Genomic DNA, 19,654 nt, shown 5'->3' with positions numbered 1-19,654 from the left:
GGGACACCCTATTAATGTTCCAAGGCCTTTAAGCTTTCTTACCCGTGCTCATAAATGCTTCCAGCTCCTCACGGGTTGGCAGTCCGTCCATGTCGCCAGGCGACATAACGGCAAGTGCGCCGATGGCATTGCCCCGCTTCACGGCTTCGGCTACGCTGAGCTTCTCCAGCATCGCGCTGATGACGCCCACGGCGAAGCCGTCTCCCGCGCCGACGGTATCCACCACCTGCTCCACCTTGAAGCCGTCCACATACCCCTCTTCGCCTGTGGAAGTCTTGTAGTAGGCGCCTTCAGGCCCGAGCTTGATCACAACAAGGGATATCCCGCGCTCCAGATAGAATCCGGCGATTTGCTCCGGCGTATCGAGGCCGGTCAGGATTTTGCCTTCGCTGAGTCCGGGCAGGAACCAGTCGCAGCGTGTGGCCAGATCGTTGATCGTGCTGACCATTGTTTCGGTATCCGGCCAGAGCGTCGGGCGCAGATTCGGGTCAAGCGAGACCGTCCGGCCGCGCTGCTTCATGAAATTCATGGCATGTAAAGAGAATTCATGGCAGGATGCTGACAGCGCTGCAGAAATGCTGGTGACGTGCAGATGACCGGCGGAAGCGAAATAGTCCCCGTCGAAGTCAGCCAGGCTCAGCTTGGAGGCAGCGGAATTACGGCGGAAATATTCAACCTTGGGGTCCCCGGTCAGCACCTTGGATTTAATCAGCATACCGGTGGAGAACTCCCGGGTGGTGGTGATGCTGGCGGTATCAATCTTCTCCTTGTTCAGCGCCGCTGTGATGAATTCGCCGAAGCTGTCCTCGCCCAGCTTGGTCACATAGCCGGTCAGGTGCTTAAGGCGCGACAACCCGGTGGCAACATTGCTCTCTGCGCCTGCCAGAGCCTTGGAGAATGAAGTGACCTCAGGCAAGGGGCCGACTTCATTGGCATAGAACATGGCCATCGGCTCCCCGAATGTGACCGCATCCAGCTGTTTGTTCATGAATGGTTCCTCCTAATAGTTATGATAGCATTGAACCGTTTTCAAGCTTTAAGATAGAATGTAAGTTGAAATTATCACATAAAACGGTTTTGTACAATACGGCAACACTCTTTCCGTGTACTTATTTTGACCGGGATTATTGCTGATATGTTGATAAACCATTGGTGTATAAGGATTTACGCATGGAATTTAGGAGGAATACAGCAGCTTTCGTAAATATATATTGACTCTTCGGGGCAATGTCATTACTATTTTCTTAGAAAGTATATAGCTTGGTGTTAGTAAATTAGATAAAAAAGTTTATCTAAATAAATATTCTATTGAAATATAACCAGAGAGGAAGTTCTTACATGAAGAAGATCAAAGTATTGCAGAACATCACAGCTGTTGGCGTAGTAGCCGTAATCCGTGCAGACAATGCCGATGATGCCTATGCGATGTCGGTGGCCTGTATCGAGGGCGGACTGAACAATATTGAAGTGACTTTTACCACTCCGGGGGCTGAAGTTGCGATTAAGCGCCTTGTTGCTGAATATGGAAGCCGCGCCGTTATCGGTGCAGGGACTGTGCTCGACCCGCTTACCGCACGAATTGCCATTCTGGCAGGCTCGGAGTTTGTGGTCAGCCCGTCTTTTGAAGAAGAGACAGCCAAGATGTGTAATCTCTATGGTATTCCATATATGCCGGGCTGCATGACACTGAATGAAATGAAGGAAGCGCTGAAGCTGGGCGTGGATGTGCTGAAGCTGTTCCCGGGCAGCGCGTTCGGACCTGACTATGTGAAGGCTGTGAAGGGGCCGATGCCGCATGTGAACATTATGCCTACCGGCGGCGTGGACCTGAACAATATGGAGAAATGGATCAAGAACGGCTGCATCGCTGTCGGTATCGGCGGCAATCTGACTGCACCGGCGAAGGAAGGCCGCTATGACCAGATCACGGAGCTGGCGGCACAGTATGTGGCGAAGTTCAAGGAGATTCAGGCGCAGTAATCAGAGTGCGGAACAACTAAAGCTACAATTATATAGGGCTACCGGAAATGTCTTGCCTCTTTGGGGCAGGGCATTTTTTGTTGGCGGTTCGTGAGCAGCCGGTCAGGGCAATACTTATAATAGGTAGATTACTTAGGCGTGAGCCTGAATTCAGATGCCTACCTGAAAGGTGATGCCATGCCTGGCGAGAAGATTCACGGCAAGCTGTATCCGGTACTGGTGGTGGACGAAGCTGATTATGTGGGCATCAGGACCACCGTGCCGGGCTGCAGGGTGACGGCAGGAGCTGTCTATAAGCTGTACCGCAGCTATAATCATCCGCAACTTTTTGAGCAGGGGGAAGTATATGTGCTTGATGATGATTTCCGGGAGAATTATGCGGTTCTGCTGGTGTGCAGAGTTACATTATACCGGCTGCAGGAGCCGTCCAATTCCTGAACGGACTGCGCGGCGGCCGGGCTGCTGTTCATGTCATTTCTGTAACCACTTTGGCTAAAAGAGTATTTGAATGATTGCAGCATCCCCTGTATGCTTATTAAGGATTGTTCAATGATTCGAGTATTCTAAAATAATCATTACAGGCTTGCAACAAATCCGCAGTCTTGCGCGTCAGTAAGATTGCATAGAGAGGGGGAACCTTCGTGGTGGAGCAGGGACTCATCAGAGCCGCTCAAGCGGGCGATCGCGACGCTCTAATCACCCTATTGCGCGAAATTGAAGGACATGTATATAAGACGGCCTTCTATATCCTGCATAACGAACAGGATGCTCTGGATGCCTCCCAGGAGGCGCTGATCCGGGTGTACACCAAGATCGGCTCCTATGAGGAGAAGGCTCAGTTCAAAACATGGGTTCAACGGATAGTAACTAATATTTGCATTGACAAATTCAGGAGAACGAAGCCTACCGTTTCTATCGATGAACACGAAATGGTGTTCCAGGATAACAAACATAATGTAGAGCGCGAAGTGCTGTCAGGTTATCTGGCGGAGGATATCCGCGAGGCCATTGACCAGCTTCCGGAGCATCACAGGACCGTGATCGTGCTCCGTTATCTACAGGACTTCTCTTACAACGAGATTGCAGACTGTCTCGATTTGCCGCTGAACACGGTGAAATCATACCTGTTCCGGGCAAGGCAGCAGCTGCAGAACAGACTTCAGGAGTATCAGAAAGGTGGTGTGTCAGGATGAATTGCGCGGAGGTGATGGAATGGATGCACCGCTATTTGGATCATGATCTCAGTCAGGAAGAAATACTGGAAATGTTCCGTCATATCGATGATTGCCCTGCCTGCGCGGAAGTCTTTGACCGGTTGACGATGCTCTCCCAGCAGCTGGAGCAGCTGCCGGATGTGAAGCCACCCTTCAGTCTGGTTGACTCGATTCTTCCCCGGCTGGAACAGCTGGACCGCGGGGTTCAGGAAGAGCCGGTTATAACAGCAGCGGAAGATCCCAAGGTAGTTCCCTTTACCCGTTCAAATACCCGCAGCAAGAAGCAGAGAGGCTCTTCACTGGCGACACGGACAGGCATCGGCGCGGCAGCGGCAGCGGTGATTCTGCTGTTCGCGTTATTCAACAAGCCGGAGAGTATGCCGAATGCGGATATGGATATGGCTGTTCAGACATCTGCAAGTGATGCAGCCACAGAGATGGCTACCGGCAACTCGGGCAATGCGAATAGTACAGCACCTGGGTCCGAACAGACAGACGGCGGAGATGTCTCCTTCATGAAGCAGGCGCCGGCGGAGGATGGTGCAGGTGAGGAGCTTCAGGCTACACCGCCGGTATCGGTCAAGAGTGCGGACCAACCGCCAACTGCGGATCAGGCGCCTGCAACGGACGCTGGTACTGTCCCGGGCAAGGCCCCTGTAGTGACGCCAGCACCGCGGCCTGACAAGCGCAGCGCTACGCCTCAGCCGGCAGAGAGCGGCAAGGGGGACCGTAAAGTCTTGAATGACAAGAGTGCAGCGCCAAGCGCACCTGTTCAGGAGTTCGCAGCGGCGGACCAGCCTCCAGATGAGCGGATTGCGGGAGATCAGCCTGCTGGAGATACTAAAGCCAGTGGCCTGATGGCTGCGGGTGCCGGAGCTGCCTGGGCCTCTCCGGACGGGCATTATTCAGCAGAGCAATCCGGCCAGCAGCTCATTATTTACAGTTCACCCGCAGCAGGGACGGAAGAGCGGACGATATTGGCCTCCTTGCCCATAGAGGGGAATGTAATCTCAGTGACGTGGTCGGAGGACGGACGCAAATTCACTTATGTAACAGCGCTGCCGGATGGTACGGAAGCCAACCAGGAATACATGATTCCGGCAGAGCCCGCAACACCGGCTCCATCGGAGGCTTCAGAGCCTTCCACCTCACCGGCGGAGCCCGCTGCATCTCCCGAATCCAGCCCGGCGGTGACCCCGGACGCGGCAACGTCCAATAAATCACCATAAGCCGGAACGTATTGAGGAGCAGCTGAATATACTAAGGTGTGAGGATAGAAAATATAGGATTTGCGAGTATCATCGGTATGACCGGCGAACGGAAAGTTTCTAGAGCTTCTCCTTCCGCCGTTTATATAGATGCGCCGCTGAAACGGAGCAACTTTGGCCCTGGCTGCCGAGGTTGCTCCGTTTTTGCCTGTCAGGGGGCATTGGCAGCCTGATAAGAGCGGCTATATTCACCGGTGTTTTTTTGTTAGAATGGATGAATGGATAGATTTAAGGCTGATGAGGCAAGAAACTAGCAAAGGAAGTGGCGGGATGGATGCCAAAACGGCGGCCAAAGCAATCAAACAGGGGAACATTTCTCCACTGTATGTGCTGTACGGCAGCGAGAAGTTCCGGATGAATGAATTCGCGGCCATGCTGGAGGAACAGCTGATCCCCAGAGAAGACCGTGATTTCGCCGTCATTCCCTTCGATCTGTCGGAGACGCCGGTTCAGGCTGTAGTGGAAGAAGCGGAGACGGTTCCGTTCATGGTCCAGCGCAAGCTGCTGCTGGTGCGGGATGCGTCCGTGTTCACGGCCGGCAAGGATAAGGCCAAGATTGAACACAATGTGGAGATACTGGCGGCATATATGCAGCACCCGGCTGATTTCAGTGTGATTGTATTCCTAGTGAACGGTGATAAGCTGGATGAACGCAAAAAAATCGTCAAAAGCGCCAAAGCCGTCGGCATGGTGCTGGCCTTTAATCCGCTGGGTGCAGAAGAGCTGGTACGCTGGGTGGAGAAGGGCTTCCGTGAACGCGGCTGTTCCCTTGCGCCGGGGACGGCGGAGGCGCTGATCGGAAGTGCGGGCACCGGGCTTCAGGGGCTGTCGGCCGAGATCGACAAGCTGTGCCTGTTCGCCGGGGCAGGCGGCAAGGTCGATGCGGCCGCCGTGGAGAGTCTGGTCCACCGCGGCACCGAGCAGAATATCTTCACGCTCGTGGAGGATATCGCGAACCTGCGCCTGGACAAGGCGCTGAATACGCTCTATGAGCTGCTGAAGCAACGTGAGGAGCCGATCAAGATTGCCGCGCTGATTGCCCGGCAGTTCAGAATCATTTTGCAGGTCAAGGACTTGTCCGCCCTCAGCTATTCGCAGGGACAGATTGCCTCCCAGCTCGGACTGCATCCGTATGCGGTCAAGCTGGCCGGGGAGCAGGCCCGCAAGTTCGGCAGCCCGCAGCTGCGGCAGATCCTGAGCCGTCTGGCCGATCTCGATTATCAGATGAAGACCGGCGCGGTCGACAAGGTGCTGGGGCTGGAGCTGTTCATGCTGCGTCTCGGGGCCTGAGCCGGAACTTCCGCGGGAGCAAAGTAAAGAGCCTGTCCCCTCCGCATTTGTCTGCGGGTGGACAGGCTTTTTTTGGTATAAATACACACATAACAAAATCACCCTCCGGGTGAAAAATGCAGGTGCCTCATCGCGCTCTGGTGGCATATATCCAGCCAATAGGTTTATTTCTCTCACTGGCCGCTTGCATGGAGAGCATTGTTGCACATTTTGCAGGATTTAATTAATAAATGTTACGGGCTACGCTACAATGTTGCATAATTTGCACAAATTTCGTTGTTTAGAGCAAGCCGGCGCTTGATTTGTTGCATTTCGTGCAGGATTTCAGCATAGACCGCTTCTAGTGAGCAGTATTGTTGCACATTTTGCGGATTTCTCTAAGAATAGAAGAAAATCATAATTTCCTGTACAATAAAAAAACCTAACCGTATGCAGCATAGCGGTCAGGTTCTTCATATGCTCGTTATGATTGTCGCCCTTGGCTTAGGCTTGAGCCTTCAGAGCGTTCAATTTCTTCGCCAAGCGGGATTTTTTGCGGGCAGCCGCATTTTTATGAACCAGGCCTTTGGTTACAGCCTTGTCCAGCTTCTTGGAAGCCGCTTGGAAAGCAGCCTGAGCAGCTTCTACTTCTGTACCTGTCACTGCTACATCAGCAGCTTTCACAGCTGTACGAAGAGCGGACTTCTGGGAAGCGTTAAGTGCACGGCGTTTCTCGATCGTCTTGACGCGTTTAACCGCGGATTTGATATTTGGCATTGCATTCACCTCCTGAAAGACATTCGGAAATCACAAATGATTCACAACTTAAAATAGTTTAGCATGAAGGGTAGTAAAATGCAATACTAAAAGCTTCGGAATTCCCCCGCCACTCTCTGTATAAACCGATGCTTTCTCCCGCACACTATCAGCAATATGCAAAAGGAGGCTGAACTAAACATGGAACTCGATCTTCAGCTGTATTCGGTACGAACAGATCTGGCGGTGGAAGCTAAGGAAATGGCGCAAGGGAGGTCGGGTGGACCGATTCCCGGCGTCAATGAGCAGGTGGAGGAAGCGGACGGCATCAAGGTGACCCGGCTGGCAGTGACTGATCAGGCCGGCTCCCAGGCCATCGGGCGGGCCATCGGCAATTATGTGACCCTGGAGGTGCCTGCGCTGCGGGGCGGAGATACCGGTCTGCAGCAGAAGGTCTCCATCGTGTTCGCCCGTGAATTCGAACACTTCCTCGATCATATCGGGATTGGGCGCAATTCCAAAGTGCTTATTGTAGGGCTTGGCAACTGGAATGTGACCCCCGACTCGCTGGGGCCGCTGGTGGTGGAGAATGCGCTGATTACCCGCCAGTTCTATGAGCTGGTGCCGGATCAGGTCTCACCGGGCTACCGGAATGTGAGTGCCATTGCGCCCGGCGTGCTCGGCCTGACAGGCATTGAATCCAGTGAAGTAGTGCAGGGAATCGTAGACCGCACCAATCCTGATGTCATTATAGCCATTGATGCCCTGGCCTCCCGCTCGCTGGAGCGGATTAATACGACGATTCAGATTGCCGATATCGGCATCCATCCGGGCTCAGGGATCGGAAATAAGCGCAGGGGGCTGACCAAGGAAGTGCTGGGCGTTCCCTGCATTGCGATCGGCGTCCCTACTGTCTGCTATGCTTCGACCATCGTCAACAATGTGCTGGAAATGATGAAGCATCATTTCGGGCAGATGGAGGGCGGCGGAGCCCATACCAAAGAGATCATGGGGCTGCTTGATGATATCAGTGAGCAGGAGCGGCTGACCCTGGTGAAGGAAGTGCTTGAGCCGCTGGGCCATGATCTGATTGTTACACCCAAGGAGATCGATGAATTCATTGAGGAGATCGCCAACATTGTGGCCAGCGGACTCAATGCCGCGCTGCATGAAGCCGTCGATCCCGGCAATGTCGGAGCCTATACCCACTAGCTCTTCCTGTTCGTGAAGAAGACCCGCAGCCATCTGCCGTTCTGGCAGCATAGGCTGCGGGTCTTCTCTGCTTCTCTCTCATTTCTGTGGTTCTAGCATACCTCCTGCGCTCATAGATTTGGAGTATGAGAGATTACAGAGGGCTTAGAGGAGGCTATAACAATCATGAACAGAAAATGGTTTCAGCTATGGAATATTGGGCGGCTGCGCGGACGGCTGATGGATATTCTGTCGCTGGGAAGGACGATGCTGCTGCTGGCCGGAGGTTCACTGGTGCTGTTCATCCTGCTTGGAACCGGCGGCCTGGCCGGCCAGAAGCTGAATTCTTCACCCATTCCCTCAATGAAGGGCCTGGCCGCCTCGCTCTCCAGCGGATTCTTCATGGAACTGCTGGGGATGGAGGTTCCCCATCTGCCGAAGGGGGACGAGCCTTCGGCCTTCTCCGGGGACAAAGTCACCTCCTTCGTCTTCCGGCTGCTGACGAGCGTAGACCCGGGTGATCCGAAGAGCCTGGTCTCGCGTGAGATGCCGGGACTGGCTGCAGATGATCCCTTCCTGCTGCGTGAAGGCTCGGGCGGAACGGCAGGAGCGCCTGCCGACTATCACCCGGGAGTGGATGAGCTGTCAGACGGCGGGGACCCGGGTACGGCTGCCGGTCCTGGAGACGGGCCGGATACGCCAGGCGGCACTGGCCAGCAGGGCGGAGAGGTCCAGCAGCCTGAAGCCACGCCTGCTCCAGACCCGGCCGGGCAGGATGCGGACGAAGGCTATTCCGGCAGCGGCGATGCCGAGAACGGGACAGGGGATACTTCTATCAAGCGTATTCTCGTCTATCATTCCCATCCCCGTGAAGCATACAATCCGCTGCTGGGTGCGCAGAGCGATAATCCAAGCTCGTCAGTCCCCTCCAAGAATGTGATGCTGGTAGGCTCTTATATCGCCAAGCGGCTGGAAGCGCGCGGGATCGGAACGGTTCATGCCCAGGAGGATTATGCCACCTTGGTGCCGGACTATAACTGGAACTTCTCCTATAAATATTCGCGCATGACGGTGAAGTCGGCCATGGCCGCCAATCAGCAGATGAGTGAACTGATTGATATCCACCGTGATTCCCAGCGGCACGGCAAGACAACGGCAACCATTAACGGTAAAAATTACGCCCAAGTGTACTTCATTCTGGGCCATGCCAATAAAAACTGGAAGCAGAATGAAGCCTTCGCCAATAAAATCCACCAGCAGCTGGAAAAAAATTATCCGGGAATTTCACGCGGAATCTGGGGGAAATCTTCGGGAAACGGGAATAATGGGGAATATAACCAGACGTTGTCGCCGAACAGCGTGCTGATTGAGGTCGGCGGCATTGACAACAGTGCGGATGAGCTGAAGCGGACGGCGGATATTCTGGCGGACGCGATTGCCGATGTGTATTGGACCAGCAGAGATGCAGAGAAGGCGGCAGCGCCGCAGCAGGAAGGAGCGAAGCCGGAAGGGGCCAAGCTGGAAGGCACAAGTGCGAAGACCTCTGCAGGCGGGGCCTCCTGAACGGACATTTATTAAAAAGGAGTGAAGTATATGACCCGGTTTGGCAAAAAAATGGTGATGTTCGGCATATGGGCAGGCATCGGTCTGCTGGCCGGCCTGCAGCTTGGAGGCGGCTCAGGAGTCTCCGGCCTGCTGCCGGACTGGACGGTGCCTGCGGGGACGTCTGCGGCCACCGGGCAGCAAACGGCAGGGCAGAGCAGTCTAAGCGGCACCGCCGCGGCTTCCCCGGCGCATACTGCCCAGAACGGCCAGGCCTATATCTACGTGCCGGTTGTCATTGATCCGGCAACCGGAGCCTACACCGTTCTGCCGGGGCAGCAGCCTGCCGGCGGAAACGGACCGGCTGCGGGAACAGGCAGCCTTCCGCAGCAGGAAGTGAAGGAGGACAATACCTCCAGTCTCAGCCCTGAGCAGATTCTTATACCGGAGGAGCAGAAGCCGACGGTGGATGTTCTGGCGGATAAGACAGCCGGGCTGCTTCAGCAGGCTTCCCAGAAGGGCATCCGCTGGGTGGTCTCGCTTTTTGATTCCTCGGAGGAGTAGGGCAGAGGAGCAAGCCGGTTGTCCGCTATGTGCGATTCCGGCTTTTGCCAGGCCGCGCTTAGCGGCTTTTTTTGCATGACCTGGGGCGGGCGGGATTGCTGGGCGCAGCCCGTACTGTTATAATAAATGGATTAACATTAGGCTGTCTGTGGGGGTAAGGAATGACTGACGTTCAGAAACGACAACAACAAATCCGCAATTTCTCGATTATTGCACATATAGACCATGGCAAATCGACACTGGCTGACCGCATTCTGGAATATACGGGCGCACTGACCTCGCGTGAAATGCAGGAGCAGGTCCTTGACCAGATGGATCTGGAGCGCGAGCGCGGGATCACCATTAAGCTTCAGGCGGTACGCCTGACTTACCGTGCTGATGACGGCCAGGAATATTATTTGAACCTGATTGATACACCGGGGCACGTCGACTTCACTTATGAGGTCTCCCGCAGCCTTGCAGCCTGTGAAGGCGCTCTGCTGGTGGTGGATGCCGCGCAGGGGATTGAAGCCCAGACGCTGGCTAACGTGTATCTGGCGCTTGACAACAATCTGGAGATTCTGCCGGTACTTAACAAGATCGATCTGCCCAATGCAGATCCTGAACGGGTGAAGCAGGAGATTGAGGATGTCATCGGGCTGGATGCCAGCGACGCAGTGATGGCTTCGGCCAAGGCGGGGATTGGCATCAAGGAGATTCTGGAGCAGGTCGTCAAGCAGGTTCCGCCGCCGGCAGGCAGCGCAGAGGAACCGCTGAAGGCCCTGATCTTCGACTCCCATTACGATCCTTATAAGGGTGTTATCGTCTATGTCCGCGTCATTGACGGCAGTATCCGTGCCGGGTCCAAGATCCGGATGATGGCAACCGACAAGACCTTTGAGGTTATTGAGGTCGGAGCCTTCATGCCGCGCATGACGATTGTCCCTGAGCTGAATATCGGCGATGTCGGCTTCATTGTAGCCGGGATCAAGCATGTAGGCGATACGCGGGTCGGGGATACGGTGACTGATGCGAAGAACCCGACGCTTGAACCGCTGCCGGGCTACCGCCGGATTAATCCGATGGTCTACTGCGGTCTCTATCCGATTGAGACCTCTGATTATAACGACCTTCGGGAGGCGCTGGAGAAGCTTCAGCTGAATGACGCCTCGCTTAGCTTCGAGCCGGAGAGCTCCAGCGCGCTGGGCTTCGGCTTCCGCTGCGGCTTTCTGGGACTGCTGCATATGGAGATCATTCAGGAGCGGATCGAACGCGAGTTCAATCTGCCGCTGATTACAACCGCGCCGAGCGTTATTTACCGCATTAAGCTGACCAATGGCGAGACCATTCAGATCGACAACCCGTCGCATTACCCTGAGGTTGGTACAATTGACTATGTGGAAGAGCCGTATGTCAAGGCAGCGATTATTGTCCCTAACGATTTCGTGGGAACGGTTATGGAGCTCTGCCAGAGCAAGCGCGGCGAATTCGTGAATATGGAGTATCTGGACACCACCCGCGTCACCATTACGTATGAGATTCCGCTGTCCGAGATTGTGTACGACTTCTTCGATCAGCTGAAGTCCGGCACCAAGGGTTACGCCTCTTACGACTATGAAATCTCCGGTTACCGCCAGTCGAACCTGGTGAAGATGGATATCCTGCTGAATAATGAGCAGGTCGACGCCCTGTCCTTCATCGTTCACCGCGACCGTGCCTATAACCGCGGCCGGATTATCTGTGAGAAGCTGCGCGGCATTATTCCGCGCCAGATGTTCGAGGTGCCGATTCAGGCTTCAGTCGGCACGAAGATTGTAGCGCGTGAGACAGTTAAGGCGATGCGCAAGAACGTACTCGCCAAATGCTACGGCGGCGATATCTCGCGTAAGCGGAAGCTGCTGGAGAAGCAGAAGGAAGGGAAGAAACGCATGAAGCAGGTCGGCAGCGTTGAGGTGCCGCAGGAAGCGTTCATGGCTGTGCTTCAGATTGAGTAGCAGCGCTTAGCTCTAAAGAGAGCTTACCGCTGAGGATAGACCTGGAAGGGAAGCCGGAGGGCTTCCCTTTTGCGGCTTCTTTTTACAATTAGATCATCTATATATTAACAAGAGCAAAGGAGACCGCTATGAACACTGTAAGGAATGGCCGTCCCCCTGAGGCCGTCTATATTCATATCCCGTTCTGCACGAATAAATGTTTCTATTGTGATTTCAATTCTTATGTACTGAAGGACCAGCCGGTGATGGAATATCTCTATGCGCTTGACCGGGAGATGGAGCAGACAGTCAAGAATATGCCCCCGGGGGTAATTAAAACGATCTTTGTGGGCGGGGGTACCCCTACCGTGCTGAAGCCGGATGAGCTGGCGTATTTCCTGGATTCGGTCAGAAGGCATTTCCCGCATTGGGATGAGCAGATTGAATTCTCTATGGAAGCCAATCCCGGCACTACCGACATCGATAAGCTTAGAGTGATGAAGGAAGGCGGGGTCAACCGGGTCAGCTTCGGGGTCCAGGCCTTCCAGAACGAGCTGCTGAGCGGAATCGGCCGGATTCATAATGTGGATGATGTATACCGCAGTCTGGAGAACGCCCGCGCGGTCGGGCTTCATAATCTGTCGGTGGATCTGATGTTCGGCCTGCCGAATCAGACCGTAGATATGCTCAGAGAGAGCGTCGCCAAAGCGCTGGAGCTGGAGCTGCCGCATTATTCGATCTACAGCCTGAAGGTAGAGGAGAACACGCTGTTCCATACCCTGTTCAACAAGAACAAGCTGCCATTGCCAAGTGAAGAGGATGAGCTGGCGATGTATCTGCTGCTGATGTCCACCATGGAGGCTGCAGGATATACGCAATATGAGATCAGCAATTTCGCCAAGCCGGGGATGGAGAGCCGTCATAACATTACCTACTGGCGCAACGAGGACTATTATGGTCTGGGTGCAGGAGCGCATGGTTACGTCGGCCGTCAGCGGCACATGAATATCAAGGGCGTCAATCCGTATATCGAGGCTTCGCGCAGCGGGCTGCCGCGTCTGGACAGCTTCCCTGTCTCCGAGCGGGAGGCGATGGAGGATTTCATGATGGTCGGGCTGCGGATGCGGGAAGGGGTGTCGGGCACAGCGTTCCGCTCCCAATTCGGGAAGCCGCTCGAGGAGATTTTTAAGGCGCCGCTGCATAAAATGCTTACCGCCGGGCTGCTGGAGCAGGCCGGGGACACCTATCGCCTGAGCAAGCAGGGAATCCTGTTCGGGAACGATGTTTTCGGGGAATTTGTCGGTGCTTTGACAGAGGTTTAATTTTGAAATACCTCTTGAATTGTAATTCACTCTGTTGTATATTTATTCGTATTAACAGCAAGGGGTGAGTCAAGTGCTTGTCAAAACGGATCAGTATCGCCAGGTATCTCCTGCGGGAGAGCAGCAAGTCATATGCAGAAATGCTACAGTGGAGGATGTTGAGCCGCTGTATCAAATGATAGAAGAATACGCACAGCAGGGGATTATGCTGCCCCGTTCCAGGCAAGCGCTGACCCGCCAGATCGACCAGTTCGTCATCGCTGAGATCGGCGGCACCTTCGTCGGCTGCGGCTCCTTGTTCAGGCTCGGAAATGATCTGGTGGAGGTACGCTCCATTGGACTGCGTAAAGAAGGTAAGGGCAAAGGCGTAGGCTCCATGATTCTGGAGAAGCTGACAGAGGAAGCCAGACGCCAGAGAATCCCGAAGATTATGGCGCTGACCTATGCGGTCGATTTCTTCCTTAAGAATGGCTTCACTGTGGTGGAGAAGGAGATTTTCCCTGAGAAGGTCTGGACCGATTGCGTGAACTGCAAGAAGCAGCATGCCTGCGATGAGATCGCAGTGCTGAAGCGACTGGACTAAATCCGGCGGGGCATGCTCCGCGGTAAACTATATAATAAGAAACCACTGTACGGGCCGGAAGCTGATGCTTCAGGTGGGCAGTGGTTTTTTGCAGATTACAGGAGCTTGAAGCAGTCAGATTATTTGGCATAAATCAGCTTGCGCTGCTGCTCGATCAGCCCGGCCAGCTCCGGAGTGACATAAGCCGTTTGAAAAGAAGGGGATAATGTATTATAGGTAATTCTGATGGTTGATCCGTCTGTCATCTCCAGCTCCATCCAGTAGTTATCGCCTACCCAGCCCTTGGTCTCCTTGTACAGCTCCTGGAAGGGGATGTACTTCAGCTTGGGAAATTCCCGGATGAAGACGGTGTTGGCCTCCGGGGTGAAGTCCATCAGGTCTGAGCCGTCTTTGCCGCTGATGAACCGGACGGTCCGGATCTTGCCCTCAATATCCATCAGATCGTTGATAGTCCGGGCCGAAGGATTGGTTGACGCCATATAGAGCCTGTCTCCCGCCCAGATTCGGGCAGAGGTCTTGTAGCCTTCTACCGCATAGAGCGGTGTGCCGGTCTTGAGCACCGTTGCATCGCCGTCCTGCATTTCATCGCGGGGGCACTGATGCTCGGATTTGTTGTAGGTGATTTTGCCGATCTCCGGTCCTTTTACAAGGCTGCCGGGATCATTGCCCATAGCATCACCGTACAGGATGCCATCCCATTGCAGGAGGGATAAGTAATCAACGGTTACAAAATTGCAGTTATTCTGCGCGGCTGAACCTGAACAGCCTGTTAACATTAGTGCAGTCAGAAGCATTGCCGAGATTGCGCATATCCATGATTTTATAGAGCGCATTTCATCACCTCTTGTCTCTATGACGTTAAAAGGAAGGAATGGTTGCGGTTTCTTGATCCGAATGTTGGATCTGGCGGAAATAGGCGCCATCAAGATGCCGAACTCACTTGACAATGCTGAGGTGTGTTTGGTATTTTTGTATTAGTGGTTAGCACTCATCTCATTAGAGTGCTAACGAATCGGAGCCACAGCCGATAGGAGGGAATAACATGTTAACTGAACGCCAGAGAATGATACTGAATGCTATTGTAGATGACTACATTTCTTCCGCCGAGCCTGTCGGCTCGCGCAGTATCTCGAAACGCGGGGACGTCGGCTTCAGTCCGGCCACGATCCGCAACGAAATGGCCGATCTGGAGGAGCTGGGCTATCTGGAGCAGCCTCACACGTCGGCAGGGAGAATCCCGTCCCATAAGGGCTACCGCTATTATGTGGATCATCTGGTACCGTGGAATTCCGCCGAAACGGCTGAACTGGGCACGATCCGCGCTTTTTTCGCCGAGAAGCTGAATGCTACAGAGCAGGTTATCCAACATGCGGCAATGATTCTATCCAATATGACGAATTATACTTCCATCCTACTGGGACCGGAGGTTTTTCATACTTCATTGCGCCATTTCCAGCTGCTGCCGCTCGATAACAACACCGCTGTGGCGATTATCGTTACAAGCACCGGGCAGGTCGAGAACAGAACGGTCACTCTTCCGCCGGAGATTTCGCTCTCCGAGATGGAGAAGGTCGTCAATCTGCTCAACAGCAAGCTGGTGAATGTACCGCTCTATAAGCTCAAGAGTCAGCTCTATTCCGAGCTGGGCGAAGAAATGCAGCGCCACATCTCCCATTATGAAGAATTAATGCAGGTGCTGGACAAAGCGCTGGAGAGTGACGGTGAACAGCGCATCTACTTAAGCGGAGCTACGAATATGCTGACCCAGCCGGAGTTCAAGGACGTCGACAAGGTGAAGAATATTCTCGATCTGCTGGAGGAGACCCCAACCCTGCTTGAAATGCTGAATCCTGCTGCAGGCGGGAACGGAATGCAGGTGCGTATCGGTACAGAGAATAAGCATGAAGCCTTTGCGAACTGCAGTCTGATTACCGCTACCTACTCTCTGGACGGGAAGCCGCTGGGAAGCATCGGCATCCTCGGCCCGACCCGGATGGAGTATGCGCGCGTGATGGGGATTCTGGGGATTCTCTCCCGGGATTTGACAGCGATGCTGGCGCACTGGTATAAGTGAACAGAGTGTAATTGATTTGTGTGAATGTTGAGAGGGAGGTGAAGACAACTTGAAAGAGGAAGAGGTTCAGGACATGAATGCACAGCAAGACTCCTCTATGAATGAGAACCAGGCAGCCGAAGAGGCTGAAGCTGTGACAGACAGCGGCTCATTGACGGCTGAAGAGGCCGGCGAGGCGGCTTCAGGCCATGAGGAGGAGCTGAAGAAGCTGCAGGAACTGGCAGATGAGCATCAGGCGCGCACTCTGCGTGTGCAGGCTGATTATGATAACTTCCGCCGCCGTACCCAGAAGGAGAAGGAAGAGCTGGCGCAATATGCGACCTCCAAGCTCGTTACAGAATTGCTTCCGGTGCTGGATAACTTCGAACGCGCACTGGCGACTCCTTCGGCAGGTGTGGATGCTGAGGCGTTCATCAAAGGTGTGAATATGATTTTCCGTCAGCTGGAGGGTGTACTTAAGAATGAAGGGCTGACAGCAATGGAAGCGGTAGGACAGCCGTTTAACCCTGAATATCATCAGGCGATCATGCAGGTGGAGAGCGAGGAGCACGAGGAAGGCATCGTGACGGAGGAGGTCCAGAAGGGCTATCTCCTGAAGGATAAGGTTCTTCGTCCGGCTATGGTCAAAGTCAGCATGTAGTTCTGTTCTATATAAGATAAGATTAACGGGCAAACCATGCGGAATAAGGACACACTATTTCTATAAATGGCTGAAGCCCCGGGCTTCACACTATCTCTGAGGAGGCACATTACTGTGAGTAAAGTTATCGGTATTGACTTAGGAACAACGAACTCTTGCGTTGCCGTTATGGAAGGCGGCGAAGCCGTCGTTATCCCGAATCCGGAAGGCGCGCGTACAACCCCGTCGGTTGTAGGCTTCAAGAAGGACGGCGAGCGCATCGTCGGCGAAACTGCGAAACGCCAGGCGATCACGAACCCTGACCGCACCATCGCTTCGATCAAGCGTCACATGGGTACAAGCCACAAAGAAAGCATTGACGGCAAGGATTTTTCCCCGCAGGAAATTTCGGCAATGATTCTTCAGAAGCTGAAATCCGATGCCGAAGCGTATCTGGGCCAACCCGTAACTCAGGCAGTTATTACGGTTCCTGCGTATTTCAATGACAGCCAGCGTCAGGCTACCAAGGATGCCGGTAAGATTGCCGGTCTTGAAGTGCTGCGTATTGTCAACGAGCCAACAGCAGCCGCTCTGGCTTACGGTCTGGAGAAATCCGAAGATCAGACGATCCTGGTCTATGACCTTGGCGGCGGTACATTCGACGTATCCATTCTTGAGCTGGGCGACGGCTTCTTCGAAGTTAAGGCTACCAGCGGTGACAACCGTCTGGGCGGCGACGATTTCGACCAAGTGGTGATGGATTATCTGGTGGCTGAATTCAAGAAGGAGCAGGGCATTGACCTCAGCAAAGACAAAGCAGCTGTGCAACGTCTGAAGGATGCTGCCGAAAAAGCGAAAAAAGAACTGTCCGGCGTACTGACCACTACCGTTTCGCTTCCGTTCATTACGGTAGTTGACGGCGTGCCTCAGCACTTGGAAATCAACCTGACCCGTGCCAAATTCGACGAGCTGACTGCAAGCCTGGTTGAGCGCACCCTGGGACCTACCCGTCAAGCGCTGAGCGATGCAGGTATGACTCCAGCCGATCTGAACAAAATCGTACTGGTGGGCGGTTCCACCCGTATTCCGGCAGTACAGGAAGCTATCAAGAAGCTTACCGGCAAAGAGCCGCACAAAGGCGTTAACCCGGATGAAGTAGTAGCCCTGGGTGCTGCCGTTCAGGCGGGAGTACTGACTGGTGATGTGAAGGACGTTGTATTGCTTGACGTTACTCCGCTGTCCCTCGGGATCGAAACTGCAGGCGGCGTGTTCACGAAGATGATCGAGCGCAACACTACGATTCCTACAAGCAAATCGCAGGTATTCTCGACCTTCGCCGACAACCAGCCAAGCGTGGAAATTCACGTATTGCAGGGTGAGCGCCAGATGGCGAACGGCAACAAGACATTGGGCCGCTTCATGCTGAACGAGATTCCGCCGGCACCACGCGGTGTACCGCAGATCGAGGTTACTTTTGACATTGATGCCAACGGTATCGTTAATGTCTCTGCTACAGATAAAGGCACGAACAAGAGCCAGAAGATCACCATCACTTCCTCCAGCGGCCTGAGTGACGCTGAAGTTGAACAGATGATGAAGGATGCCGAGCTGCACGCTGAGGAAGACCGCAAGCGTAAAGAGCTGGTTGAAGCGAAGAACGGTGCTGACCAGCTTGTCTACTCCACAGATAAAGTGATCAAAGACCTGGGCGACAAGGTGGATGCTGCCGAGATCGACAAGGCCAATGCAGCTAAGGACAAGGTGAAGGCTGCTCTGGAAACTGACAATCTCGAAGAGATCAATGCCGCTACAGAAGCGCTGAACGAGATCGTACAGCAGCTGTCGGTGAAGCTGTATGAGCAGGCTGCACAGGAACAGCAGGGTGCTGAAGCAGGCCAGGGTGCTGCTGACGGCAATGCCAAGAAAGACAACGTGGTAGATGCCGATTATGAAGTAGTTGACGATGAGAAGAATCAAGGGTAACCTTAGACGATAAGTCCTGTTGAAAGGGAAGGTCAAGACCGGGGCATCCCGTGTTTTGGCTTTCCTTTTAAAATGTAAGGATATTTATGTGTAATGTGGAGAATTGACGATGCACGGAGGTGAAGGCAGTGGCAGATAAACGCGATTATTATGAGGTGCTCGGCATTGGCAGAGATGCTTCAGAAGATGAAGTGAAGAAGGCCTACCGTAAGCTGGCGCGCCAGTATCATCCGGATGTGAATAAGGCGAGCGATGCCGAGGAGAAGTTCAAAGAGGTCAAGGAAGCCTACGATGTCCTCAGCGACGGGCAGCAGCGGGCGCGTTATGACCAATACGGGCATATCGACCCGAACCAGGGAATGGGCGGCGGCTTCGGCGGCGGCGGGGATTTCGGCGGTCTCGGCGATATCTTCGATATGTTCTTCGGCGGCGGCGGACGGCGTGATCCGAATGCACCGCAGCGCGGCGGCGACTTGCAGTACACGATGACCATTGAGTTCAAGGAAGCGGTATTCGGCAAAGAGACCGATATTACCATCCCGCGCACAGAGACCTGTGACACCTGCTTCGGCTCCGGAGCTAAGCCGGGTACGAAGCCGGAGACCTGTTCCGTCTGCCACGGCAGCGGCCAGCAGGAATTCGTGCAGAATACACCGCTTGGCCAGATGCGTAACCGCCGTCCCTGCTCGAATTGCAGCGGTACAGGCAAGATCATCAAGGAGAAATGCCCGACCTGTGCAGGTCAGGGTAAGGTGAAGAGACAGCGCAAGATTCATGTGCGCATCCCTGCCGGTGTTGATGACGGTGCGCAGCTGCGTATGAGCGGTGAAGGCGAAGGCGGCACACGCGGCGGCCCGGCCGGCGATCTGTACATCGTGATCCGCGTGAAGAGTCACGATTTCTTCGAGCGCGAGAACGATGATATTATGTGTGAGGTGCCCCTGACGTTCGCTCAGGCCGCGCTTGGCGATGAGATCGAGATTCCTACGTTGACCGAGAAGGTCAAGCTGAAGATTCCGGCCGGCACCCAGACCGGCACCTTCTTCCGCCTCAAAGGCAAAGGTGTTCCGCGCCTGCGCGGCAACGGCGTCGGCGACCAGCATGTCCGCGTCATCGTCGTAACGCCCAGCAAGCTCAGCGAAGAGCAGAAGGAGCTGCTCCGCCAGTTCGCCTCCTACAACGGCGAGAACACGCACGAGCAGGAGCAATCCTTCTTCGACCGCGTGAAGCGGGCGTTCCGCGGGGACTGAACTTTTAGGTGATAATGAATAATGGCTGTTAGAGCCTGTACAGAAATACCCCGCCTTCATCATTGGAGGCGGGGTATTTCTGTTGAC

18 protein-coding genes are annotated in these 19,654 nt (G+C 54.2%); 15 read left to right on the top strand and 3 right to left on the bottom strand.

Going from position 1 to position 19,654, the window contains the following annotated elements; translation table 11 throughout:
* Window positions 1–28: 28 nt before the first annotated feature.
* Entirely contained in the window at window positions 29–988 is a 960-nt protein-coding gene (locus MHI24_RS08665) for a sugar kinase (protein ID WP_340025236.1), read from the bottom strand.
* Window positions 989–1,338: 350 nt separating this feature from the next.
* On the opposite strand from MHI24_RS08665, the gene MHI24_RS08660 reads away from it, so the two are divergent.
* From MHI24_RS08660 to holA, 5 genes are all read left to right on the top strand, one after another.
* Window positions 1,339–1,980, top strand: coding sequence for a bifunctional 2-keto-4-hydroxyglutarate aldolase/2-keto-3-deoxy-6-phosphogluconate aldolase (locus MHI24_RS08660; protein WP_340025235.1), 642 nt, complete (start codon window positions 1,339–1,341; stop codon window positions 1,978–1,980).
* A 138-nt stretch (window positions 1,981–2,118) separates the two neighbouring features.
* Window positions 2,119–2,418, top strand: coding sequence for a hypothetical protein (locus MHI24_RS08655; protein WP_340025234.1), 300 nt, complete (start codon window positions 2,119–2,121; stop codon window positions 2,416–2,418).
* A gap of 203 nt (window positions 2,419–2,621) precedes the next feature.
* Window positions 2,622–3,173, top strand: a complete 552-nt coding sequence (locus MHI24_RS08650; protein ID WP_340025233.1) for a sigma-70 family RNA polymerase sigma factor — start codon at window positions 2,622–2,624, stop codon at window positions 3,171–3,173.
* Window positions 3,170–4,423 carry a zf-HC2 domain-containing protein gene (locus tag MHI24_RS08645; protein WP_340025232.1) on the top strand — a complete coding sequence of 418 codons (1,254 nt, stop codon included), beginning with the start codon at window positions 3,170–3,172 and terminating at the stop codon, window positions 4,421–4,423. The genes MHI24_RS08650 and MHI24_RS08645 overlap by 4 nt, the downstream gene beginning before the upstream one ends.
* A gap of 309 nt (window positions 4,424–4,732) precedes the next feature.
* The gene (gene holA / locus MHI24_RS08640) at window positions 4,733–5,752 is read left to right on the top strand and encodes a DNA polymerase III subunit delta (protein ID WP_340025231.1); all 1,020 of its coding nucleotides are present in this window, start codon (window positions 4,733–4,735) and stop codon (window positions 5,750–5,752) included.
* A 483-nt stretch (window positions 5,753–6,235) separates the two neighbouring features.
* On the opposite strand, the gene rpsT is transcribed toward holA, so the two are convergent.
* On the bottom strand, window positions 6,236–6,508 hold the full coding sequence (gene rpsT, locus MHI24_RS08635) for a 30S ribosomal protein S20 (protein ID WP_340025230.1): 273 nt from the start codon (window positions 6,506–6,508) through the stop codon (window positions 6,236–6,238).
* A 180-nt stretch (window positions 6,509–6,688) separates the two neighbouring features.
* Between rpsT and gpr the strand changes: the two genes are divergently transcribed.
* The 6 genes from gpr (at window position 6,689) to MHI24_RS08605 (ending at window position 13,641) form a co-directional block, all read left to right on the top strand.
* Window positions 6,689–7,699 carry a GPR endopeptidase gene (gpr, locus tag MHI24_RS08630; RefSeq protein ID WP_340025229.1) on the top strand — a complete coding sequence of 337 codons (1,011 nt, stop codon included), beginning with the start codon at window positions 6,689–6,691 and terminating at the stop codon, window positions 7,697–7,699.
* Window positions 7,700–7,864: 165 nt separating this feature from the next.
* Window positions 7,865–9,241, top strand: coding sequence for a stage II sporulation protein P (locus tag MHI24_RS08625; protein WP_340025228.1), 1,377 nt, complete (start codon window positions 7,865–7,867; stop codon window positions 9,239–9,241).
* Window positions 9,242–9,271: 30 nt separating this feature from the next.
* Window positions 9,272–9,784: a hypothetical protein gene (locus tag MHI24_RS08620; protein ID WP_340025227.1), complete on the top strand. Its 513-nt coding sequence runs from the start codon at window positions 9,272–9,274 to the stop codon at window positions 9,782–9,784.
* Between the two features lie 161 nt (window positions 9,785–9,945).
* Window positions 9,946–11,757: a translation elongation factor 4 gene (lepA, locus tag MHI24_RS08615; protein WP_340025226.1), complete on the top strand. Its 1,812-nt coding sequence runs from the start codon at window positions 9,946–9,948 to the stop codon at window positions 11,755–11,757.
* Window positions 11,758–11,885: 128 nt separating this feature from the next.
* Window positions 11,886–13,058, top strand: a complete 1,173-nt coding sequence (hemW, locus tag MHI24_RS08610; RefSeq protein WP_340025225.1) for a radical SAM family heme chaperone HemW — start codon at window positions 11,886–11,888, stop codon at window positions 13,056–13,058.
* Between the two features lie 73 nt (window positions 13,059–13,131).
* Window positions 13,132–13,641 (top strand): N-acetyltransferase, encoded by a 510-nt coding sequence (locus MHI24_RS08605; protein WP_340025224.1) that lies wholly within the window; start codon window positions 13,132–13,134, stop codon window positions 13,639–13,641.
* A gap of 119 nt (window positions 13,642–13,760) precedes the next feature.
* Here the strand turns inward: MHI24_RS08605 and MHI24_RS08600 are convergent, their stop codons facing one another.
* Window positions 13,761–14,474 carry a hypothetical protein gene (locus tag MHI24_RS08600; RefSeq protein ID WP_340025223.1) on the bottom strand — a complete coding sequence of 238 codons (714 nt, stop codon included), beginning with the start codon at window positions 14,472–14,474 and terminating at the stop codon, window positions 13,761–13,763.
* 209 nt (window positions 14,475–14,683) lie between these two features.
* Between MHI24_RS08600 and hrcA the strand changes: the two genes are divergently transcribed.
* The 4 genes from hrcA (at window position 14,684) to dnaJ (ending at window position 19,567) form a co-directional block, all read left to right on the top strand.
* Window positions 14,684–15,715 carry a heat-inducible transcriptional repressor HrcA gene (hrcA, locus tag MHI24_RS08595; protein WP_340025222.1) on the top strand — a complete coding sequence of 344 codons (1,032 nt, stop codon included), beginning with the start codon at window positions 14,684–14,686 and terminating at the stop codon, window positions 15,713–15,715.
* 73 nt (window positions 15,716–15,788) lie between these two features.
* Window positions 15,789–16,355 (top strand): nucleotide exchange factor GrpE, encoded by a 567-nt coding sequence (gene grpE / locus MHI24_RS08590; protein WP_340025221.1) that lies wholly within the window; start codon window positions 15,789–15,791, stop codon window positions 16,353–16,355.
* Window positions 16,356–16,469: 114 nt separating this feature from the next.
* Window positions 16,470–18,317: a molecular chaperone DnaK gene (dnaK, locus tag MHI24_RS08585; protein ID WP_340025220.1), complete on the top strand. Its 1,848-nt coding sequence runs from the start codon at window positions 16,470–16,472 to the stop codon at window positions 18,315–18,317.
* 128 nt (window positions 18,318–18,445) lie between these two features.
* Complete coding sequence (gene dnaJ, locus MHI24_RS08580; RefSeq protein ID WP_340025219.1) at window positions 18,446–19,567, top strand: molecular chaperone DnaJ; 1,122 nt, start codon at window positions 18,446–18,448, stop codon at window positions 19,565–19,567.
* Window positions 19,568–19,654: the final 87 nt, after the last annotated feature.

It is taken from the genome of Paenibacillus sp. FSL K6-1096 (assembly GCF_037977055.1).
Lineage (GTDB): Bacteria > Bacillota > Bacilli > Paenibacillales > Paenibacillaceae > Paenibacillus_AQ.
Note: the sequence above shows the minus strand (reverse complement) of the source record. Positions and strands in the feature narration are given on the sequence as shown.